Genomic DNA, 21,238 nt, shown 5'->3' on the forward strand with positions numbered 1-21,238 from the left:
CCGATTTGAGTCGCAAAGACCAATAAGCCTGATAAGTCCCATTGGTCTTTACAAATCAAACGGTGGCTTTCATTCGCTGCATCACACTCTCCAGGAACACCGTATTTGTGGGCGTTCGCTTAAGCAGCTTGATGAGCGAATCGGTGGCCTCCCAGGCGTTCTGCTGGTTGGCGAGAAGTCGGTGAAGCTGGATAACACCTTCGAGTTCGTTTGGAGCGAAAAGTCGCTCTTCGTGACGTGTCGAGCTTCGTTTGACGTCGATGGCGGGCCAGAGGCGACGCTCGGCAAGCTCGCGGTCGAGCACGATTTCCATGTTGCCGGTGCCCTTGAACTCTTCAAAGATCGCGTCATCCATCTTGGAGCCGGTCTCCACCAAAGCCGTTGCGACGATGGTGAGCGATCCACCTTCCTCGATATTTCGTGCCGAGCCGAAGAATCGGCGCGGGCGATAGAGCGCGGCGGGGTCCAAACCTCCCGAGAGCGTTCGTCCTGAGGGGTTGATCGTCAGGTTGCTGGCTCGCGACATACGCGTGAGCGAGTCTAACAAGATAACAACGTCTCGGCCTGCTTCGACCAAGCGCTTTGCTTGCTCAAGACAAAGCTCGGCAACGCGCATGTGGTTCTCGGCGGGCTCGTCGAAGGTTGAGCTGATGACCTGGCCCTTGACCGACCGCTTAAAGTCGGTGACCTCTTCTGGGCGCTCGTCAACGAGGAGCACCATCAGATAGACGTCTGGGTGGTTTGTTGTGACGGCGTTTGCGATCGTTTTAAGGATCGTCGTCTTTCCAGCCTTCGGAGGAGCCACGATGAGGGCGCGCTGGCCTTTGCCAATTGGGGCAATCAGATCGACGACGCGTCCAAGGATGTTCTCTGGGTGCGTCTCCATCCGAATGCGCTCGTCGGGATGGAGCGGAGTGAGCTCGTCGAAGTTTCTTCGACGCTGCATCTCTTCAGCAGCGGTACCGAATCCGTTGACGCATTCGACACGCAGCATTCCTTGATACTTTTCGCCCTCTTTTGGCTGGCGGACAAGGCCAAAGACCGAGTCGCCATTGCGGAGTCCAAATCGTTTTATCTGTGACTGGGAGACATAAACATCTGCGGGTGAAGGGGAGTAGTTGTCACGTCGCAGGAAGCCCCAGCCATCGTTGAGGATGTCCAGCACACCTCGAGCATAGAAGGACTCCTCGTTGGTCCCTTTCAAGAGCTCAACGATAAGCTCTGTGCGATCCATATCCAGCGATAGTTTCTTCGCTTTTGCGGCCTTTGCCAGGTTCGCGGGGGTCATCTGATCGAAATGATTAAAATCGATTTCGGGCAGGTTTTCGAGATCGGATGCATTATCGAGTCGCGGTTCTTGGCGTCGATTGCGTGGGCGGCCTTTGTTAGGCTGCTTAGAGCCGTCCGATTTACGGGGTCGGAATGTATGCGTCATAGCGTGTCCGAAAAGGGGTATCAGAATCGCCTTGCGGCTGAATCATGGGAGAGGGTTAGTCGCGCAGGTTCGCAATAAACGGAAGATTGCGATACCTTTCTGCGTGATCTAAACCATATCCTACCACAAAATGATCAGGAATCTCAAAGCCGATGTATTCGACTGTTGTATTTATACGACGAGCTTGGGCCTTGGATAGGAGCGCCACAACCCGTAGACTCTTCGGCTTTCGCAACTGAAAAAGTTCCCGCAAGTGATTTAAGGTTGTCCCAGTATCAATGATGTCCTCGACGATGAGTACATTCTTCCCTTCGATCGAATCGTCGAGGTCTTTCACAATTTGGACTGTCCCGCTGGAAGTTTTGGCATCCCCATAACTGCTGACCTTCACAAAGTCGATGGTCACATCGTCGCCAAGTTTGCGGCTAAGGTCAGCCAAAAAATAAGCAGAGCCCTTGAGCACCGCAATGAGGTGAATAGGAGCGTTTTGGTAATCCTGGCGAATGCGTTCGGCTAGCTCTGCCACCTTCTTCGCAATCTGCTCCTCCGTGATAATAGTTTCCAGTTTTGGCATGTGCCCGTTGAGCTTTGTTCGGATAGCTCAATCTTCATTATGCTCGCTCACTAATCTTGTCGGGGCTTGGTGCCAGATCGCAAAAGTATGGCGGACCTATAGGAAGCGGTCCGCCGTTTGCTAAGAAGAGTTTCTTTAGTGAGTCTGCGTTTGCTCAGCGCCAGCAACGGCCCTTTGCTGAGCTTCGACAGCAGCGTCTCTCTGCTTGATCCGCTGATATTCCTCCCACTTGTCGTCGCCTGCCTTCTTTAGTTCACGCTCCATTTCATCCTCACTCGGCTTGCTTCCATAAGCTTCCTTGGCTTCAGCAGCAGAGATTCCCGTTTGCGTGCAGCTTGATAAGGCCAGAACCGAGGCAACAACGACAACTAACAGCCAGAGCTTTCTCATTCAAAGCCCCACATCGGCCATGGCTCCGTCCAGCGCGGCGTTACGATCCCGACAGTCCCGGCTCCGCCGCTCATACCGTGACAGTCATCCTGATAGGTATATCCTGCGCCAACCCCCGAGCCGGCGATGCCAAGATCGGCTTTGCGTGGGGTTTTGGCGAGAAAGGCGCCCACCTTCATGAACTTTGCGCTTCCATCTCCAAAGGCGATGGTCACACCTTCGGTGATAGCTTTGCGCTGATCGATGGTGGTGAGGGGGATTTGAGCATAGCAGTCGACTACACCGCGCGGTGTTTTATAGAATTTATAGACGTAATACTCGCGAAATGCCATCGGATAGGCTGTAATGTCGGGTCCGCTGATGGTGGTGTCATCGGTTGCGGTGGGCAAGAACCCTAAGAAATGGCTCATCTCCATCAGCAAGAGCGCTTCGGAAGGCCTGGGAATGGCGGTGAGCGTACCTCCAAGGAACGGATTCCGACGCCCACGCAGCGCGACGGGTGCTCCGCTCGATGTAATGTCGAGTCCACCAGTCAGGCCCATGTTGAGCATGTATTGGTTGCCCAGCTGCCCGTTGTTATTCCAAGCATTGGGCTCCCGTTCGCGAAGCGGGTTGAAGTAGATTTCGACATTCTTGATATACGGCTGTGTCCACTTTTGCCAAGAGAAGTGGTTCAAGCGGTTGTAAAACCCTCCGTTGTAGCAACCTTGCAACGGGTTACTGTTGTAAGCCGGTGTATGGAACTTTGAGTTGAGCGAACTGTACGGTTCACAACCATCTTGTCGCGGGAGAGTATCGTCGTAGTCGATGGCATACATCATATAAGAAAGGCTTTGCTGTTTTAGGTTTGAAACAGCAACGATCTTCTTTGCCGAGACTTTGGCTTGGGCGAATACGGGAAATAGAATGCCAGCAAGGATCGCAATGATTGCGATGACAACAAGGAGTTCAATAAGAGTGAATCCCTTTTTCATTTCAGTTCCTCCTGATCCTGTCGTTGGGGTCCGGTTTATGGGCGGACTCTCTTTTGCTAACGATGTCTGTTCGTAAGCAAGGATTTGGGCTTTCCCGCCGTTGGAGACGGCGGGAAGGCGGCGGCGCAGAGTGCGCCAATGGGACATGTGCACTCGGCTAAGCGGGTTCATTTACGATTGGATTGATTTCTTCTACGAAGTCGAAGAGCGCCGCCAAGACCGACCGCAAGCGCCAGCATCGAAGCAGGCTCGGGGACCGGTGTTGCCGTTGCATTGACCTGGAGATTGTCGATTCGGTTATTGCCCGACGCTCCCGTCGCACCATCGAAAGTAAGCCGAAGCCAAACATTCTGCTCGCTTGCCAGAGGTGTGAACGCGAATGATCGAGTAACGAAGACCGTGTCGCGCTGGTCGTAAGTCGAGCCAGCAAGTGTGTTGAAGTTCACGCCGTCGGTGCTGTAAGACCAGCTATTGTTGGCAAAGCCAGTGCTGGTCCCACGAGTGTCGTAGCTGACGACAATGTCGCTGAAGGACATTGCGGCTGAGCTGAACGAGACTGTCATCGTCCGACCGTTCTGTACATTTCCTACCGGGCAAAAGGCAACACCGGCGATATCGCCATTTAAGGCGTTCAGCGTTGACCCAGAAAACCAAGAGATGTTATCAACGGTCGTCGTAACCTGCGCACCAGCAGCGGCAAGTCCATCGTTTCGAGTGAAGTCTTGATTATTGAAATTCCAATAACCTATTAAAGTAGCATGAGCGCTCGCGCTAACACCAACAATCACACACAGAAGTAATTTTTTCATATATCCTCCTCCTTTCAACCAGTACATGGAGTGAATGAGTTGACTGCCTCATCCCAGACATACTGTACTGTGGCTCGTCGATCAAAACGAGGAAGTATTCATGATCTTAATTTCTTATTAAAGATGTTTAACTTTCTATTAAACGGTTGAAGTCAAACAAGTAATAAGCTTAATCTTGCGATAACATAAACTCCAGTCAACCAATAGGACTGTTGGAGATGCTTAGCTTCGCGGTTCTGGCCGCATGTTACCGGCTGGTTGCCAGCCGGCTCGTTCACGGGGTGAACAGGTGCAAACCAACTATTGTGTTCTGCCAAGTTTTGCGCAATGATTCAGATGGGTCTACGCGCATGGTAGAAAACTTCCGAATAATTCTTGATTGGCGCGGAATAACGCCAACGGTGTCTGAAGCATGAGCAGGAGCGAAGAGGTCAAGTTGACGCACTCAGAGAGAATGAAAGAGGAACGCTTTTGGCGGCTCTGGGGAATTGGTGTTGAGATCCTTCAGAATCACGAAGGTTCGGTTCAGCTCGCCGTAAAGGAAGCTTGGCAAAGCGCCTTGGGCCTTATCGAGATGCGCGAGGTGCCAGAGGATGCCTACGAAGACTTTATTCGTCTGAGAGCGGAGTATGTTGACTTCCGAATCTCGACACGAGAGTTTAGCGTTCCAGAATCCCTGATTACTGAAGCGGCGGCCCGCAACAACGCCGATGCCGTGATCCGGCTATATCAGAGTTACCTTGACCGTCAGATGACCGCGTAAGGTTTGGTCTTTATAGGAAGGCAGTTTGAGCCGAACAAGACCCAGAGCTATTCCCACTCAATCGTCGCTGGGGGTTTGCTGGTGAGATCGTAGACCACTCGGTTCACTCCGTTCACCTCGTTCACAATTCGCGTTGCGATGTGCTCGAGAATCTCAAACGGAATGTGCACGGCTCTTGCCGTCATCGCATCTTCGCTCTGGACAGCGCGCAGCACGATCGGCTGTTCATAGGTGCGCTCGTCACCCATCACGCCCACACTGCGAACGTCCAAGAGCGCCGCGTACGATTGCCAAATCCCCTTGTGCAGGTCATGTTTTCGAAGTTCCTGCCGGAAGATCCAGTCTGCGTCTTGAGTCATCTTCACCCGCTCAGGAGTAACCTCGCCAAGGATGCGCACGCCCAAGCCGGGGCCGGGGAACGGCTCGCGATCCACCATATCGTCGGGCAGACCGAGCTTTCGTCCAACAGCACGGACCTCATCCTTAAAAAGCCAGCGCAAAGGTTCGATTAGCTTCATCTGCATCCATGCAGGTAGGCCGCCGACGTTGTGGTGAGTCTTGATCTTTGCCGCTGTGGGTGAGCCCGATTCGATCACGTCGGGATACAGAGTGCCCTGGGCGAGCCAGTCGCATCCGCTCAGCTCTTTGGCGTGATCCTCGAAAACGTGGACAAACTGCTCGCCGATGATTTTGCGCTTGGCTTCTGGCTCGGATGTACCCTTGAGAGCGCCGAAAAAGCGGTCGTGCTCGTGGAAGACTTTGATGTTTGCGTTGAAGTGCCCGCCAAAGGTTTCCTCCACTTGGGCGGCCTCATTCTTTCGGAGCAGTCCGTGATCCACGAACACACAAACCGCTCGATCGCCAATCGCTTTGATGAGCAATGCGGCCATGACGGAGCTATCGACTCCTCCCGATACAGCGCAGAGAACTTTCCCGTCAGGACCGACCTGCTCGCGGATTTTTTCGACCTCTTCGTCGATGAAATTCTGGGAAGTCCAGTCGCCTTTTAGTCCGGCAACGTCGAGCAGGAAATATCGGAGAACATTCATGCCCCCTGGGGTATGACTGACTTCGGGATGAAACTGAACACCGACCATTTTCAGTTCGGCATTCTCAAAAGCAGCTACTGGGCAACTGTCCGTCTGCGCCGTTTTGTGAAAACCCGACGGGGTATCCATCACTTGGTCTCCGTGACTCATCCAGACCTGCGATCCTGAGAGAAAAGAGGGGGCAGAATTTGGCAGCACACTCTGCAAATGTCGGAAGCCATACTCGCGGTCGTTCGACTTTTCAACCCGTCCGCCCATACGATGCGCCATGAGCTGCATCCCGTAGCAGATGCCGAGAACGGGCAGACCTTCGAGGATGCTAAAGTCGAGGTCGGGTGCGCCCTCACCGAGGACGGACTTGGGCCCACCGCTAAGGATGACGGCGTCCGGCTTCATCTCGCGAATCTTGTCGGCGGCGCACATCCACGGCACCATCTCGCTGTAGACGTTGAGCTCGCGCACTCTGCGGACGATGAGCTGTGTGTACTGGCCTCCGAAGTCGACAACTAAGACGGTCTGGTGGGTCATGGTTTGTTATGGATGAGTTTGGCGGTTGGGGGGGCTCCGCCGCAAGCCTGCCGTATCGGAATGCCCAGTTAAGCGCTCTGCGCCCATGCTATGACATGAAAATACCCCCTTGGCATTGAGCCAAGGGGGTATTGGTTGGAGGTTCATTAGGCTAAGGATTCGGCTCGTCGCTTGGCGGCGCTTCGTCCGTCGGGGGAGCCGGATCAGCAGGAGCTTCTGGCTCTACCGGTGCGGCCGGTTCTGCTGGGGCTTCCGGGGCGGCAGGGGCTGCGGGAGCCTCCGTGACCGGTGCAGCTGGGGCCATAGGCGCCGCGACTGGTCCGCCGTCAGCGAGACCGATCATGTCTTTGTACACACCCGTCACGCCCAAGAAGTAGAGCGGCAGAGTTAAGATTGAACAGAATCCGGCGATGATACTGAGCACAACATAGGTTATTGTCGCCATGCCTAACTGGCTCTTCATCGTCTCGATGCTTGTTTTGATGGCATCAAGTGCAGACATCTTGCGGTCAATGATGAGTGGCACTGTAAGCAAAGTGAGCCCGTACCAAATGAAGCCTGGAATGTAGCAGCACATCATCCCGAAAGTACCGACGATGCCGATAATAAGTTGGGCAATGATGAGGTCGCCGATTCTTCCCGTTTCCGAAAAGACCATCCCTACTTCGGCCTTTATGCCACGAATCTCGTTGAGAGCCATCCGTGTTGCGCCGCCCATGATTACTGCTCCAGCAGCCATCGCAATCGCGAAGCCAGCCATGATCATGCCACTGGTCAGGAAGATGGCGAGCCCGCCTGCGCTCTCAAGCATCGTGCCTAAGATCGCGAAGATTAGACCATAACAGATAAAGAAGATTGCGCCTACAACGAACAAGTAAATCAGACCTGCCAATATCCAAGGCACGAAGTTTTTGCTGTAGTAATTCCACGCTTCTCCAATGACTTCGAGGCGCACACGGCCAGATGGAGTTCCGGGGCCCCCCATCGGTGAAACATAAGGTGTTTGACTCATAACGTATCCTTCCCAAATCCCACGATTCGACAATCCAGACGAAGTTCCTTCGCTGTCTGCACCGCTTCCTGCGTATTTTTGTGTTGAATCAAGGGCTGAACGGCACCCAGTCCGCAACGCCGACGCCGGTTAAGGGGTTAAATCAGCGGCAGTGTCCACCGAATCAAATGCTCCGAACGTCGGCCGTGCCGGGACGATAATGGTGCTGAGTCTCTTCCTCAGCAGGATTCTCGGTCTGGTTCGGGAGTCGGTGATGTCGGGCATGTTCGGTGCGAGCGGATATACCGACGCCTACGTTCTTTCGTTCAGCGTTCCCGATCTGTTGTTCTTCTTGATCGCAGGCGGCGCGCTGAGTTCGGCGTTCATCCCTGTGTTCAGCGAGTATTGGCACACGGACCGGAAGGAGGACGCTTGGAAGGTATTTAGCTCGGTGGTGACGATCATGGCGCTCGTCATTACGGGTTTCGTTATTGCGGCGGAGATCTTTGCACCGCAGCTGAGCGACATGATCGCGGCAGGAAAGCTGAAGACGGGTCAAGAAGATCTGCTGCCGTACATCACCCACATGAGCCGGATCTTATTGCCCGCTCAGCTTGCCTTCTTCATTGGTGGCATTCTTTTTGGCACCTTGTACGTTCGGCAGATCTTCGCCGCTCCGGGGCTTGGCCCAAACATCTACAATCTCGGCATCATCGGTGGGGCAGTTATCATCTCGCACTTCGTATCCCCGGGAATTATTGGCATGGCTTGGGGAGCGCTGATCGGTGCGGTCCTTGGCAATTTGGTCATCCCACTCTTGGCGATGCGCAAGTTGGGATCGAGCTATCGTTTCAGCCTCGACACCCGACATGACGGCGTGCGGAAGGTCTTCAAATTGATGCTGCCGGTCATTCTCGGGCTCTCCCTGCCCGGGGTGTTCGCGATCTTGATGCGATTCTTTGGCGCCTATTACGAAGAGGGTGTGAACACCTGGTTGAACTATGCCAACCAGCTCATGCAGGCTCCGCTGGGGATTTTTGGACAGTCGTTGGCAATAGCTGTCTTTCCGGCCTTGAGCCAGTTTTTTGCTCAAGGGCAGATGGACCTCTTCCGGCACCAGCTTGCCGCCTCGCTGCGAACAACCATCTACCTCAGTGTGCCTTCAGCAGCCTTGCTTTATGTCATGGCGGTTCCGGTTGTGTCCTCATTCTTTGAGCATGGAAAGTTTCATTCTGGAGACACTGCCCAGGTGGCGATGTTGCTTGGCTGGTTCGCTATCGGTATCCCAGCCTGGTGTATGCATCCAGTGCTGATGCGCGGTTTCTTTGCTGCGCAAAAGACTGTCACTCCCATCATTCTGGGAACTCTCACAACCGGTGTCTTCATCGGTCTTGTGTTTGTTTTGAAGGCGACAGCACTTGGCTATGCCGCGCTGCCCCTCGCGAGTTCACTCGCCGCGATTGTCCTTGCGATTGGGATGTTGATCGCTGTGAAACCCATCGCGGGGGGCTTGGACTACGAAGGTATCGCCGTCACGTTCGCCAAGGCGTGTTTAGCTGCGCTTGTGGCTGGCGCCGTCGCGTTTGGGTTATTGCAGGCCGCAGCAGCAATTTTTGGCCCGGTAGGGAAGGGCTGGACGCTTGCTTTCACGGCTTTCTTCGGGCTGATTGCAGCTTGGGCTTTCTACTACGCGACCAAGTTGCTCAAGATGCCGGAAGCTGCGGTTCTTGATCGGGCGATGAAGAAGTTGGATCGGAAGGGGCGTTGAGAAGGGTTGGCAGGTGGTCGGCAAGTAGTCGGCAGGTGGCCGGCAGGTGGTCGGCAGGTGGCCGGCAGGTGGTCGGCAGGTGGTCGGCAGGTAGTCGGCAAGTGGTCGGCAGGTGGTTGCTTCTCCCAACCCAACATCCAAAATCCTAAATCCAAAACTTCTTACCAACCACCTTCCGGTAAACTAAAGCCCGCATCATGCCGAAGAGAGTTGAAACGATCGTTTTCCATGACAGCTCCACGCCGATGATCGGCGATACACAGGGCGGCGGCAACGTCATTGTCACTACTGTAGAGTCCCTTTTGAACCAGGCTCGCGCCAACGCACTGTGGCCCTTGACCTTTGGCCTCGCATGCTGCGCCATCGAAATGATGTCCACCGTTGCCGCGCGATTTGACCTTGCCCGCTTCGGTTCGGAAGCCTTCCGCGCAACGCCCCGGCAGGCCGACGTCATGATCATCGCCGGTCGGCTGAGCAAAAAGATGGCTCCGGTGCTCAGACAGATTTACGACCAGATGCCTGAACCCAAATGGGTGATCAGCATGGGCGCCTGCGCCAGCACGGGCGGCGTTTATAACAACTATGCGATCGTGCAGGGTGCTGACCAGGTGGTTCCGGTCGACGTTTATGTCCCCGGTTGTCCGCCCTCGCCCGACGCTCTCATTTACGGCATCATGAAGCTTCAGGAGAAGATCAAGCGAAGCAAGGCGAAGTCGTTTAGCGATCTCCGGCTGATTGAGATCAATCCGCGACAGCTTGAAGAGGTCAAATCGTGAGCGTTGGACTCTTTGGCAGCGTCGTCAAGCCGATCTTGAGCGGCATGAGCATCACGGCAAAGCGGCTTAAGCATAAGAAGATTACGGTTCAGTACCCCGAGGAGCGGCGTGAGCACTATCAGCGCACTCGTTGGCGACACTTTCTCACTCGCTACGAAAGCGGTCTGGAGAAGTGCATCGGCTGCTCGCTTTGCGCGGGGGCATGTCCGGCGCGCTGTATCTACGTTGAAGCTGCTGAGAACACGGACGAAGAGCGATACTCGCCCGGCGAGCGCTACGCCACGCGCTACGAGATCAACATGTTGCGGTGTATCTTCTGCGGTTATTGTCAGGAAGCTTGTCCGACCGGGGCGATTGTTCTGCGGCAGAACTTTGAGTTGTCGGTCTATAACCGGGAAGATGCGCTTTTCACCAAGGAAATGCTTCTCGAAAAGCATCCTGGCGAAGCGGACGAGTGCTACCAGACGAATCAAGGTTAGTGTCCGGGCTTGACGTTTGTGATGTCGTTGGATGCACAACCATCAACGCCCTTCATTCATGGCACAGAGTCCGTCAACTTTCCACGAGGACTATGTCTTGCCTATGTAGACCTTTTGAACAGTCCCCTTACTTTCATAGAAAACAATAATTGTCGGTGTTAATCGATATATATTAACCGTACCTTCAGAGGAGGGGATGTCCGATGGTTTATAGGAATGACTGATGTTCTGTCTATGGTTGTTGTTAAAGTCCGCTGCACTGAGTTCTGATTCAGGCTGGCCAAATATTTTTGCGTACTTGGCCCCAAGGTTGCCCAATTAGATTCCTTGCTTGTTGCTCTTCTTCAGAAGTGTCATAAATCATACTAAAGAATAGAAAGACGGCTAAAAGCATCGACGCCGTGATGATTCCGCAGAGAATTAGTTCCTTTCGTTTCATTTGACACTCTTATAACTATGTTGTTTCAGGGAGTTCAAAAAGCACAACCATAACTTGCCGAACGAGCCTATTGATATCTATTCTAATCCTATATATCACATCAGAGAAATTCAAAAGACGAATGAAATATTAGGCATTGAATCCAAGCACTCCAGACACTATATTGATTGCTGAAAGCAAGAACAGTAGGATATTTACCACAAGTAGAGCCAGTGAAGGGGCAAGGAGCTTCCAAGATGATTCGCGCAAAATAGTCGTTATTAATAAGACAATTGAGATCGGAGCAATGGTCAGACTAGCGACTATTAAAATACCCACGAAGAAAGCACCAAACATGCCAAATTCGTACATTAGGACCATGATCGGACATGTTGTCCCAACGGACAGAGCGATGACGTTACGCAATCTTGTTTCCTTTCGTTTACTATAGAAGGCTTGAGGGATGTACATGGAATGTTGGATGCCTCAGAACCGCGCACATCAATTCTCTTGCCAGCATCATACGCCCACCCGTGAAGCCGACGCACTCAGACCGATGCTCACAGTATACGACGGTCCTATCCCTACAAAGCTGTGAATGCCCGCCCATGTTCGGGGGCGGCCCATTATCAAGCGTCGAGGACTTTGCCCCAATAGCCCAGACTGCGACTGCCTGACCCCGTGCTTCAGAGCCCCAAGAAATCAAAAGATGCTCTGTTCACCGACGAAAAACTGCTCTTTTCTTCTCCTGACGAAATCAACAAGCGCTACAAAACGGACCAAGGTTGATCCCGACTGCACCCCGTTGCCATGCCAGAACGTAATAGAATAGCGACTATTCATGAACGGCGAACTGGCAATACGTACAACCGAGGGCCCACGCCCCATCCATCCTGGAATCCGAAAGGTGTGGCTCTTCTCGAACTCAATGACGTTTCTGATCCTTGCAATTGTGGCGAGCGGCGGCGAGTACCTCTTCGTGAGGCAAGATCTTGTCCCTTGGAGCTTTCCCCTGCTTGCTCCGATCTTTTTCCTTAGCCTGTGGGCGTTCTCCGCGTTCATGGTGAAGCGTCAGTGGGAGAATTGGACTTATGAGGTCACTCCCACCGAGATCATTCTTTCGTGGGGAGTGCTTTGGCAAACCAAACGGTTCGTCCCGCGCGATCGCGTCCAGCACGTGGACGTCAATTCTGGCCCGCTCGACCGTCGGTTCGGGCTGGTGCAAGTCTCTCTCTTTGTGGCGGGTGCAATGGGTTCGGTAGGTTCGATTCCTGGACTAAAGCCTGAAGAGGCCGACGAACTTCGCGACATGTTGGTGGAGTCGCAGGCCAAGCATGTTTGATCAGCCGCGACGACTTCATATCGCCAGCATCGTCATAGGCGTCGGCACTTACATTCGCCATGCGCTTTGGCCGCTTGTCGCCGCGCTCTACTTTAGCTTCAAGGGTAGTGAAGATAAGAGCGAGCTTGTCGTTCTGATCGTGATGGCGTGCGTCGGCCCGCTGTTGCTTATCGGTCCAATCCTGGCGTACATCTCCACTACATTCTTCATCCAAGCGGACTCTCTGATTATCCAAAAAGGGGTGATCTGGAAGCAGAGGCGCACGATTCCGCTTTCTCGCATTCAGAACGTCAATATCAAGCAGACCGTTTGGCATCGAATAATGAAGGCCGCCGCCGTCATGGTTGAAACAGCGGCGAGCAACGGTGTTGAAGGACAGCTCGACGCGCTTGGGATCGACGACGCGCATGCACTTCAGCAAATCTTGCTTCAGCAAGCAGCGATTGAAGAGGACGCCGAGAAACCGCCCGTTCAGCCGGAGCTTTTCTCGCTTACGACCAAACAGATTCTGCTGTCGGGAGCGCTCAGGAACCGGGCCTTGTTTATCATTGCCGGTGTCGCAGGCGCATCCCAGTATGAGGGTTTGGCCCGGGGGGCTTTCAAACCGGTTGTGAACTTGCTCTCCCACACAAACCCCGTGATTGGTGCGTTGCTCAGCGCGGCGGCTTTTTTGGGGTTGATCATCGTTGGGTGGCTTCTGTCCATTGGCTATTCGGCTTTGAGGTTCTACGGGTTTCGGATCGAACGGCATACGAAAGGGTTGATGGTCACCCGAGGGCTGTTGACTCACATACGCTCGATCATCCCGCTTGGGCGCGTTCAGCAGGTCCGCATCGTGCAGCCGATGTTCTTTCGGTTCTTTGACTACTGTGAAGTGTTCTCGTATACGGCAGGCTCTTTTGACGACAAAGAGGCAGCGGGAGCGAGCAACCTGTGCCCTATTCTTCCCATCGACGACATTGAGAGGATCGGAAAACTCGTGTTTCCCGATTTCGCGTTCTTCTCGCTGGCTTGGTATCAGGTGAGCCGGAAAATGATTCGACGTGCTGCTTTTGGGAGCTTCATCTCACTAAGCATTTTCATCGTGACGCCGCTTTGGTTTTGGCTGCACTCGCTCGCCTTTTTTGCTTTGCCGATTATCGCGGTCATCGCGATCATGACCGGATTTCTAAGGTACCGGTATGTCGGTTATGCGCTAAACGAGAACTACATCGCATCTCGGCAGGGCATGCTTCAAAAGGAGGTTGCGTTGATGCCAATCCAGCGTGTGCAGCACTACACCCTCCGGCGCACGCTCACTCAGCGATGGTTGGGGCTGGCGAGCATTGACATCTTTAGCGCGGCAGCGACCGGTTCGCACATCGTGATCCACGATCTGGACTATGATGTTGCCCTTCAGGTCCAGCAAAGATTGTCAGAGATTTATGCCAAGCAGGGGCCGCACACGTTAGGAGGGCTGTGAGCCTACGTAGCTACCGCTTTCTTGACTGCCTGACACTGCGGTCCAGTTCACGGTCAGCTTCATTCAGTTCCATATACTTCTGTCGTGACAGTTTGACGGTCTCGACCTTTTCGACGGATCCGTACCAACCAAGCCCATAGATTGAGGAAAGCAAGACTGTGGCCCCCGCTGCAATGGCGGTAAGTCGTCCTACTCGTTGCTTGGCGAAAAGCAGCAGCCCACCCAGGCCGATGCTGACAAAAGGCAGAGCATAGATGGCTTGATGCCAGATTGCCGTTTTCGCTTCTTCTCGGTCGAACATTGTTGCGGTGAACTCGCCCTGCATAGGCTCTAGTGTGATGTGAAAGTCCTCTTTCATCTGATCGGGTCTCACAGCGCCGTTGTAGTACGTGCGTACGTCGTCATTCTGTGCAACGGTGTACGCTGTGCCGTTCCACTCGCTATAGATTTCGCCCTCTTCAGGTTTTTGTCCAGGGACTCGCACGTTCAAGCTTCCTGACGCTCGACTTCGCAGCCGGAGTTGAGGGATGTTGGCCTGCTGTTCCGCGATGACAAGCAACTCCAGATAGACATCCGTGCCTTGGGTGCCCGTCAGCCGCATCGGATAGACGAGCTTGTCGGATTTGAAAACAACCTTCAGCGGATGCGCAGGCAGGCTTGTCTCGGAGTCCTTGCGGAAACGGCTGACGAGGAACCACCACCCCTCAGACGCATAATCTTTGACCGCAGCCCGGGACTCATCAGGGATATGAAATCCGTTCGTATCTAACCAGTCGAGTACGGCGGTTCCGTCCTCATCCTGAATGGCTTTCACTTCGTAAGCTCCGATCGTCCCGTAGTTTTGGTGCCCCACGATGCCCTTTGTGGAGTCACCGCCCCCGAAGACAGGGAAGAGAATGGAGATCAAGAGAACTACGAGGATCTCGCCAATTAGGCCCGTCACACGTGAGGTGCGCACACCTTTGCGGTATCGCAGCGCAAAAGTAAGCGCCAGGATTGTGATAAGGAAACAGAAGAAGTACGCAAATGTGTCGGGAGGATATAGAGGTTGGACACTTGGGCGCACTCGGCGAAAGCTTTCCCTTAAATACTCTGGTCTTACCGGTTTGACAAAAAGCGGTTTCGAGGGCACGGGAACCACCCAGCCATACTCTCCCTTGGGTCCCGCGATGGCGGATTCAACGATCATCGTTTCGATGCCGTCTTCGTACTTTAGGATGGCGCGCTGAGTGGGGATGCTGGGGTTTTTCTCACGCAGGAGTTTCGCTGAGAAGGCTTTACCATCGGCGAAGCTCAGGCATGTTGTCAGCAACAGGAGCAAAAGGGCGCTGGCAATTCTGTTCATTTCCTCACGCTTGTAATTAGAGCGTATTGTAGACGCACTTTAGTTCGTTCAAACTCGCGACAGCTTGCCCACCCTTTTTCTGCCCGAACAGCGTAGAATCTTGACATGAAGGTATGGAGTTCATTGGCGGCTTTATCGCTGCTGTTGGTTGTGGGATGTTCGGGCGGATCGAAGGAGCCGGATCAAACTTCGACCGGGGGAGATGCCGCAAAGGGTGAGGCGGAGTTTAAGGTCGCTCTGCTCACTCCCGGACCGGTCTCCGATCAAGGCTGGAGCGCTTTGGCGTATGACGGCCTCAAGGCCATCGAAGGCGAAATGAGCGCCCGGGTTGACAATCAGCAGGCAACGGGACCCCAGATCAAGGACAGCATGCGCAGCTACGCAAGGCAGGGCTACAAGCTCGTGTTTGGGCATGGCTACGAATACAACGAGCCCGCGGCGGAGATTGCCAAGGAGTTTCCGAACACCATCTTTATCAGTTCCTCGGGCGGAATGACGGCTGAGAATGTGGGGGCGTTCCGCTTCTACCTGGAGCAGAGCTTCTACCTTTGCGGCTATATGGCAGGGATGATGACCAAGACCGGCAAGGTGGCGATGGTGGGCCTCAACTACCCTTCGATTGTCTCAACCTTCAAAGGATTTAAGGCGGGGGCTGAGGCGGCAAGGCCGGGGATTGTCGTCATCGAGAAGTTCATCCAGGGCGGCACAGACATTGCGGAGGCAAAACTGTCCACCCTTACGGCAATCAGTCAAGGCGCGGACTTTGTCATCCATCAGGCCAACGCAGCCGCGCCGGGTATTTTCGGGGCTTGCAAAGAGAAGAATGTGTACTGTTTTGGGGCGAATTGGAATCAGAACGAAGACGGTCCCACTGTGATCGCATCGGCCACGATCATCGCTCGACCGGCGTTTCTGGAGCTTGCCAAGGAGGTTAAGGAAGGCAAGTATAAGGGATCGGTCGTTCTAAAAGATATGCAGCAGGGTGCGATTGACTTCATCCTCAATCCTAAGCTCGCCGACAAGGTTCCAGCAGAGGTCAAGGCCAAGTTAGACGAACTGAAGAAGCAGATCACCGACGGCACACTTGTCGTTCCAAAGGATGAGTTTTAGCGCCGCCCAAATCCCCTTCCCTCATCAACGTCATAGACTGAATGAGGGAGGGGCAGGGGAGGGAGTCAATCCTTCTGGCAGGAGCCCCAATTGAGCCTCATCGCCACCGGCCTGAGTAAAGCGTTCGGTCCTGTCCAGGCGCTTGTTGACGTTTCTGCAACCTTCTCCCCAGGTGAAATCCATGCCGTGCTTGGCGAGAACGGCGCGGGCAAATCCACGATGATGAATCTGCTCGCCGGGTTCATGCAGCCTGATGCTGGACGCATCGCGCTGGACGACAAGGAGATCGCTTACGGGCGTCCCGACCGATGTAAGAAGGCCGGGATTGCTATGGTCCACCAACACTTCACACTGGTGCCCGAATTCACCGTCGCCGAGAATCTCGTTCTTGCCGAATTGGATACGTTTCGCGGATTGGTCAACGTCCATCAGCGCGCAAACAAACCGCTTCAGCTTGCCGCCAAGCTAGGGTGGGTGCTTGACCCTCGAACAAAAGTAAGGGCATTGCCGGTAGGGACCCAGCAACGGATCGAGATCGTGAAGGCGCTGGATTCGTCCGCTCAGGCCATCATCTTCGACGAGCCAACGGCAACCCTCTCGCAAGAGGAGGTGGAGGACCTCTTCCGTGTTTTGCGTGAGCTGAAGGCCGAAGGGAAGATTATAATCCTCATCGCCCATAAGCTCAGCGAAGTCATGGCAATCGCCGACCGGGTCACGGTTCTGCGAAAGGGACGATTTGTCGCAACAGCGCCGATTGAAGAAGTCACCCCAACCAAGCTTGCCGAGTGGATGGTTGGCGAACTGCCCGCTGAACTAAACAAGGAAGGGAAGGCCGGACAGGGCCCAGGGCTCACCGTTACCGACCTGATCGTAAAGGGTGACCGAGGCGAGCAAGCGATCAAGAGCCTCGCGCTTTCGGTAGATAAGGGGACGATTCTTGGCATAGGCGGGGTGGACGGCAACGGGCAAGTGGAGCTTGCTGAGGCACTAGCCCAGGTGCGCCCTATTCGCGGTGGAGTCGTGCATTGGGAGGGGCAAGAGAGCTGGCCCAAACGGATCGCTTACATCCCTCAAGACCGTCGGCGAGATGGCATCGCCCCGACGATGACGATACGCGAGAATATGCTGATGACCGGTCATCGGCGAGCGGCTTTTCGGGTCGGCCCCCTGTTGAAGTCGGGGCCGATACGGGAATGGTCAGAGGCGCTCGTCAAACGGTTTCAGATCAAGGCCGAGTCGTCAAGCGACCTTGCTGGCTCGCTAAGTGGTGGTAATCAGCAGAAGGTAGTCGTAAGCCGCTCGCTTGACGAAACTCCAGAGCTGATCGTCGCCGTCAATCCTACACGTGGGCTTGATATTCAGGCCACTGACTACGTTCACCGCACGATCCTCGAAGCAGCCAAGGCAGGCGCCGCTGTCGTCCTGATTTCGACCGATCTTGACGAGCTCGCAGCGCTGGCAGACCGTACTGTATTTCTTTCTCGCGGGCAGCTTGCGGAGGGCGAAGGTGCAGAGGCTTTGGTAGGGGGGAGTTCGTGAACAGGAGCCACCCCATCACACAGGGCATCCTTCGATTTCTTGGTGTCTTGGCTTCGCTTTTCGTTCTCCTCGTCATCGTTCTTGCCGCGCTTGGCTTGCCGTTGGTGGAGTCGCTAAGGCTCCTTGCTTCGGGAGCGTTCGGCGATTCTTACGGCATTGCCCGAACCCTCATCAAGATGACGCCGTTGCTGCTTTGCGGGTTGGGGATGGTGCTGGCGTGGCGGGCTGGGATGTACAACATCGGTGGGGAAGGGCAGTTCTTGGTGGGTGCACTGGCGGGGGCGTGGCTGTTCGCAAAAGTTCCGATCCCTTCTCCGTTACTCATGACGCTAACGATTCTTATCATGGGTGTCGTTGGTGGCGCGTTATGGGCTTGGCTGGCAGCTTGGCTGTTTGTGAAGCGTGGTGTTCAGGTCGTCATCTCGACGATCCTGCTGAACTTCGTCGCCTTGAGATTCGTGGAGTGGGCCGTGCGTGGCCCGGTGCAAGAGACGAAGCGGCAGCTTCCGATTTCGCAGTCGTTGCCCGATTCGGTAGCGTTTCAGGAACTAGTGCCCCAAACAGGTCTGCACCCTGGGGTCTTAATAGCCGTAGTCGTGGCGGTCCTGATCGCTATCTATCTGTTCCGAACCGTAGGTGGCTATCGACTGCGTCTTGTGGGGGAGAACCCGAGCGCAGCAAGGGCAAACCGGATCGACGCAGGCAAAGTACAGATTCGAGCGATGCTGATGTCCGGAGGGCTTTGTGGGCTGGCGGGGGCTGTTGAATACGTCGGGGTTTCCCAGCAGGTAGGTGACGGCTTTGCCCAGAACTGGGGCTTTATGGCGATTCCTGTCGCGTTGCTCGGCGACCTCAACCCATTTGGCGTGATCTTCAGCAGTCTTTACTTTGGTGCGCTTTTCGCAGGATCGGAAAACCTCTCCCGATTCAGCGCATCGGGTCCGACGGTTGTGCTGGTAATGCAAGGGATTGCCGTGTTGGCTTTCGTCGGATTGCGAGAATGGTCGAAGAGGCGTGGGCGGATTGTGACGACGGAGGAGGCGCTTTGAATCCGTTCATGGTTGAGCCCGCACAGCTTTTGCTATTCGCGACGCCGGTTGCTCTGGCTGCATTGGGTGAGACGGCAACTCAACGGGCAGGTGTACTCAACATTGGCCTTGAAGGCGTGATGCTTACGAGCGCTTATGCTGCGGTGGTCACCGCCCACAGCACGGGTTCGATTTGGTTAGGCCTTGGCGTCGGTGTCCTCGCAGGACTATTGCTGACTCTCATCTCGGCATTCTTCTGTGTGAAGCTCGCCGTCGATCAAGTTGTCACCGGCACAGCAATAACATTGCTGGCACTCGGATTGACGGGCACCCTCTATCGCGCTCAATTCGGACAAAGTGGAAAGCTGCTCAGTTTGTCGGATGGTTTCCCAAAGTTTGAAGGTTTCGATCCGATCATGGCCTTTGCCGTTCTGAGTGTGGCAATCGTTTGGTTCGCGCTGTTTAAGACTCGGTGGGGGCTTGCCGTCCGTGCGGCGGGAGAGTTTCCGAAGGCCGCGGAAGCAGCGGGCTTTAGGGTGCCTCGCTTAAGGTTGCAGGCAATGATGTTTGGTGGACTCTTTGGCGCTTTGGCGGGGGCCTATCTTGGTGTGGGGGTAGCGGGTAGCTTTGCAGAGGGGATGACGAACGGCAAGGGATTCGTGGCAATCGCTATGGTGACGTTCGGGCGGTGGAAGCCGCTGCCGGTGTTCCTGGCGTCCATCCTCATTGGATATCTTGAGTCGCTGCAGTCTGCTTTGCAGGGGCAGGGGTTTGCGATTCCCACGCAGGCGCTTACCGCGCTTCCGTATATTGCCGCGCTGCTTGTTTTGGTCCTGGTGGGTAAGGGGACTGCTGCACCGGCGGCGCTTGCTCTGCCGTACAAAAGGGAAGGATGAAGATGGACGTTTGGGATTGGCCGGTGAAGCTCTGCCGAAAGGTGGTGTTTTCGAGTGGGCACCGATACTGGTTTAACCATCTGTCCGAAGAAGAAAACCGCAAGCTTTTCGGTAAGTGGGCCTCCCCATACAACCATGGGCACAACTACACTTTGTTTGTCAGCGTTGAAGGCAAGGTGCAACACGAAACCGGCATGGTCGTCAACATCAAGAGGATCGACGACGTGCTCAAAGAACGCGTCGTAAGGCAGTTTGACCAGAAGAGCATCAACGACGAAATTCCCCATTTTGCGAAGATTTCGAGTTCACTTGAGAATCTTTTGCTTTACTTTCGCGAACTACTGAGTGAGATGCCCGACGGAGCGCGTCTGACCGGGCTGAAGTTGGTTGAGCTACCCACTCTTTGGGCGGAGCTAAACAAGGAAAAGGAAGGCTGGAAAATGACACTGACGCGTACTTATGAATTCGCCGCATCGCATCGCTTACACGTCCCGCAAATGTCCGAAGCAGAGAATATCGAACTCTTCGGTAAGTGCAACAATGCCGCTGGGCACGGGCATAACTATATCCTTGAGGTGAGCGTATCGGGCGAACCCGATCCCAAGACGGGAATGATGGTAGACCTGGGGGCGCTGGATTCCACCGTGAACGATCTCGTGGTGGACCGTTACGACCACCGAAACCTTAGCGAAGACCTCAAGGAGTTTCGAGGCAAAGTTGCCACGAGCGAAGTTGTGGTTCAGCAGATTTGGGAATCGCTCGACGGGCAGGTTCCGGGCACTCTTGAGCGGGTTCGACTGCTCGAAACGGCACGCAACATCTTTGAGGTCACCCGTCCGTGACGCAGCGAGCGATTGTCACCGGGGCAGGCACTGGAATTGGGAGAGCAGCAGCGATCGAGCTCTCGATGCGTGGCTGTGAGTTGATTTTGGCAGGACGCCGCATAGACAAGCTTCACGAAGTTGCCGAGGAGTGCGCCGGAAATGGCTCAGTCGCGCTTCCTCATGCAGCTGACATCTCTACCGCTGAGGGATGCGACAGCGTGATTCAAGCGGCTCGCGACCTTCCTGGAGGAATTGAACCTGTGCTGGTGAACTGTGCGGGCGCTGCCGCATTTGGTCCTTTGCACGAGATGAGCCAAGAGTCGATTGAGGTTCAGATCAACACCAATCTTGCCGCACCTATTGAGCTCACGAGGGCGATTCTGCCCTGGATGCTGGAATCGGGCGGGGGGCGCATCGTGAATGTGGCAAGCATGGCCGCCACGCGGGTTCTGCCAGGCTCGGCGGTGTACTCGGCAACAAAGGCCGGGCTCCTGCAATTTGGGCGTGTGGTCCTTCAGGAGTATCGCGATCGAGGGGTTTTGGTGACAACGGTTCTGTGCGGAGCAGTGGACACGCCTCTTTGGGATGACCTGGAGTTTTCACCCAACCGCAATGACATGATCCCGGTTGACATGATCGGCAAAGTCATCGCTCAAGTGGTCACCGCTCAACGGAATATGGTCGTTGAAGAATTGACAGTGATGCCGCTCAAAGGCGTCCTTTAGATTTTAGATTTTA

General features: G+C 54.7%; 20 protein-coding genes. 12 read left to right on the top strand and 8 right to left on the bottom strand.

Annotation, left to right across the window (positions count from 1 at the left end):
• Nucleotides 1–55: 55 nt before the first annotated feature.
• The 5 genes from rho to KF784_06515 all read right to left on the bottom strand — a co-directional run bounded on the left by rho (nt 56) and on the right by KF784_06515 (nt 4,182).
• A complete protein-coding gene (gene rho, locus KF784_06495) occupies nt 56–1,435 on the bottom strand; it encodes a transcription termination factor Rho (protein MBX3118696.1) in 1,380 nt (459 codons plus the stop codon).
• Nucleotides 1,436–1,490: 55 nt separating this feature from the next.
• Complete coding sequence (gene hpt, locus KF784_06500; GenBank protein ID MBX3118697.1) at nt 1,491–2,009, bottom strand: hypoxanthine phosphoribosyltransferase; 519 nt, start codon at nt 2,007–2,009, stop codon at nt 1,491–1,493.
• Between the two features lie 135 nt (nt 2,010–2,144).
• Nucleotides 2,145–2,399, bottom strand: coding sequence for a hypothetical protein (locus KF784_06505; protein MBX3118698.1), 255 nt, complete (start codon nt 2,397–2,399; stop codon nt 2,145–2,147).
• Nucleotides 2,396–3,373: a prepilin-type N-terminal cleavage/methylation domain-containing protein gene (locus KF784_06510; GenBank protein ID MBX3118699.1), complete on the bottom strand. Its 978-nt coding sequence runs from the start codon at nt 3,371–3,373 to the stop codon at nt 2,396–2,398. Before KF784_06510 ends, KF784_06505 begins: the two co-directional genes overlap by 4 nt.
• A 167-nt stretch (nt 3,374–3,540) precedes the next feature.
• Nucleotides 3,541–4,182: a PEP-CTERM sorting domain-containing protein gene (locus KF784_06515; protein MBX3118700.1), complete on the bottom strand. Its 642-nt coding sequence runs from the start codon at nt 4,180–4,182 to the stop codon at nt 3,541–3,543.
• 412 nt (nt 4,183–4,594) lie between these two features.
• Here KF784_06515 and KF784_06520 point away from each other — a divergent pair, with 412 nt between their 5' ends.
• On the top strand, nt 4,595–4,945 hold the full coding sequence (locus KF784_06520; GenBank protein MBX3118701.1) for a hypothetical protein: 351 nt from the start codon (nt 4,595–4,597) through the stop codon (nt 4,943–4,945).
• Nucleotides 4,946–4,992: 47 nt separating this feature from the next.
• Here the strand turns inward: KF784_06520 and guaA are convergent, their stop codons facing one another.
• Together guaA and KF784_06530 are read right to left on the bottom strand one after the other, a co-directional pair.
• The gene (gene guaA / locus KF784_06525; protein MBX3118702.1) at nt 4,993–6,522 is read right to left on the bottom strand and encodes a glutamine-hydrolyzing GMP synthase; all 1,530 of its coding nucleotides are present in this window, start codon (nt 6,520–6,522) and stop codon (nt 4,993–4,995) included.
• A 151-nt stretch (nt 6,523–6,673) separates the two neighbouring features.
• Nucleotides 6,674–7,534, bottom strand: a complete 861-nt coding sequence (locus KF784_06530) for a hypothetical protein (GenBank protein MBX3118703.1) — start codon at nt 7,532–7,534, stop codon at nt 6,674–6,676.
• Between the two features lie 151 nt (nt 7,535–7,685).
• Between KF784_06530 and murJ the strand changes: the two genes are divergently transcribed.
• The 5 genes from murJ to KF784_06555 all read left to right on the top strand — a co-directional run bounded on the left by murJ (nt 7,686) and on the right by KF784_06555 (nt 13,758).
• Entirely contained in the window at nt 7,686–9,281 is a 1,596-nt protein-coding gene (murJ, locus tag KF784_06535) for a murein biosynthesis integral membrane protein MurJ (GenBank protein MBX3118704.1), read from the top strand.
• Between the two features lie 245 nt (nt 9,282–9,526).
• The gene (locus KF784_06540; GenBank protein ID MBX3118705.1) at nt 9,527–10,057 is read left to right on the top strand and encodes an NADH-quinone oxidoreductase subunit B; all 531 of its coding nucleotides are present in this window, start codon (nt 9,527–9,529) and stop codon (nt 10,055–10,057) included.
• A 44-nt stretch (nt 10,058–10,101) separates the two neighbouring features.
• Complete coding sequence (gene nuoI, locus KF784_06545; GenBank protein ID MBX3118706.1) at nt 10,102–10,536, top strand: NADH-quinone oxidoreductase subunit NuoI; 435 nt, start codon at nt 10,102–10,104, stop codon at nt 10,534–10,536.
• A gap of 1,259 nt (nt 10,537–11,795) precedes the next feature.
• Nucleotides 11,796–12,296, top strand: coding sequence for a PH domain-containing protein (locus tag KF784_06550; GenBank protein MBX3118707.1), 501 nt, complete (start codon nt 11,796–11,798; stop codon nt 12,294–12,296).
• Nucleotides 12,289–13,758, top strand: a complete 1,470-nt coding sequence (locus KF784_06555; GenBank protein ID MBX3118708.1) for a PH domain-containing protein — start codon at nt 12,289–12,291, stop codon at nt 13,756–13,758. Before KF784_06550 ends, KF784_06555 begins: the two co-directional genes overlap by 8 nt.
• A gap of 10 nt (nt 13,759–13,768) precedes the next feature.
• On the opposite strand, the gene KF784_06560 is transcribed toward KF784_06555, so the two are convergent.
• A complete protein-coding gene (locus tag KF784_06560; GenBank protein MBX3118709.1) occupies nt 13,769–15,103 on the bottom strand; it encodes a DUF2330 domain-containing protein in 1,335 nt (444 codons plus the stop codon).
• A gap of 105 nt (nt 15,104–15,208) precedes the next feature.
• Between KF784_06560 and KF784_06565 the strand changes: the two genes are divergently transcribed.
• The 6 genes from KF784_06565 (at nt 15,209) to KF784_06590 (ending at nt 21,225) form a co-directional block, all read left to right on the top strand.
• Nucleotides 15,209–16,213 carry a BMP family protein gene (locus tag KF784_06565; GenBank protein ID MBX3118710.1) on the top strand — a complete coding sequence of 335 codons (1,005 nt, stop codon included), beginning with the start codon at nt 15,209–15,211 and terminating at the stop codon, nt 16,211–16,213.
• A gap of 90 nt (nt 16,214–16,303) precedes the next feature.
• Nucleotides 16,304–17,752: an ATP-binding cassette domain-containing protein gene (locus KF784_06570; GenBank protein MBX3118711.1), complete on the top strand. Its 1,449-nt coding sequence runs from the start codon at nt 16,304–16,306 to the stop codon at nt 17,750–17,752.
• Nucleotides 17,749–18,801, top strand: coding sequence for an ABC transporter permease (locus KF784_06575; protein ID MBX3118712.1), 1,053 nt, complete (start codon nt 17,749–17,751; stop codon nt 18,799–18,801). The genes KF784_06570 and KF784_06575 overlap by 4 nt, the downstream gene beginning before the upstream one ends.
• Nucleotides 18,798–19,676, top strand: a complete 879-nt coding sequence (locus tag KF784_06580) for an ABC transporter permease (GenBank protein ID MBX3118713.1) — start codon at nt 18,798–18,800, stop codon at nt 19,674–19,676. Before KF784_06575 ends, KF784_06580 begins: the two co-directional genes overlap by 4 nt.
• Entirely contained in the window at nt 19,673–20,518 is an 846-nt protein-coding gene (locus tag KF784_06585) for a 6-carboxytetrahydropterin synthase (protein ID MBX3118714.1), read from the top strand. Before KF784_06580 ends, KF784_06585 begins: the two co-directional genes overlap by 4 nt.
• Nucleotides 20,515–21,225 (top strand): SDR family NAD(P)-dependent oxidoreductase, encoded by a 711-nt coding sequence (locus KF784_06590; protein MBX3118715.1) that lies wholly within the window; start codon nt 20,515–20,517, stop codon nt 21,223–21,225. Before KF784_06585 ends, KF784_06590 begins: the two co-directional genes overlap by 4 nt.
• The last annotated feature ends 13 nt before the right edge of the window (nt 21,226–21,238 follow it).

The organism is Fimbriimonadaceae bacterium (genome assembly GCA_019638775.1).
Classification (GTDB): Bacteria; Armatimonadota; Fimbriimonadia; order Fimbriimonadales; family Fimbriimonadaceae; genus JAHBTD01.